Genomic DNA, 870 nt, shown 5'->3' with positions numbered 1-870 from the left:
AATGCTAATAGACCACGTAAATCTGAAAAGATTCATCAAGTATTATTATTTTTTTGAACCAAGTTACATTTCCATTGTCTGAACTTACGACAGCAAGGCTAAATGTTGTGAAAGGACTGCTATGTAAGTAATTCTTGGCATGCGATAGCATGTTATAACGAATCATTACAAATATAGCTCACTTTTTAACCACATTACGGAAATTTTAGTCTTATACTGTTATTACAGATCACGAAGAAGCGATCGTGATTCTGTCTTCCTTGAAGAAACCCCTATTATAGGAGCCCTAAACAGGCTCCTCTTTTTTTGTCCCAAATTATTACTCTTTAATCTAACTGGAAGAGTTTTGGACGCACCATTTTCTTATAATCACTTGGCGTCAGCCCTACCTTGGTTTTAAACACCCGAGAAAAGTAAGCCGTATCTTTATAGCCAACGTTTTCAGCCACATCCTGAATGCTTAGATCGGTTGATTTCAATAAGTCACGGCCATTTTCAATGCGTAAGTCCTGAAGGTACTGATTCGGTGTCATGCCTAATGCTTGCCTGAAACGACGTGTAAACGTTCGTACTGGCATGCCTGCTCTTTCGGCCATCTGGGGAATATCAATATCTTCATGACACGAGGACTTTAACCACGCCTGAATCTCGATAATATCTTCATCTGCATGCGCGGCTCGTCCGACTGAAAACATAGGCAAGTCGTAGCTGCTGCCTACTTCATGGGCAAAATGGCGCTCCGCTAACTGACGTTTTTCCAAACCAAAGGCCTGGCCAATCAAGTGAAAGACCAAGTCTGACAGCGCGTTGATACTGCCAGCACAATAAATTCGGTTACCATAAGTAATGAAGTGCTGGCGTTTTAGTTCA

At 41.3% G+C, this 870-nt stretch carries 1 protein-coding gene; it reads right to left on the bottom strand.

Annotated elements, in window-relative coordinates; all coding sequences use genetic code 11:
- Nucleotides 1-326 precede the first annotated feature (326 nt).
- Nucleotides 327-870 (bottom strand): GlxA family transcriptional regulator (locus A3735_RS01960; RefSeq protein WP_156499326.1); only part of this gene is annotated, 544 nt, incomplete at its 5' end.

It is taken from the genome of Oleiphilus sp. HI0061, from assembly GCF_001635675.1.
Note: the sequence above shows the minus strand (reverse complement) of the source record. Positions and strands in the feature narration are given on the sequence as shown.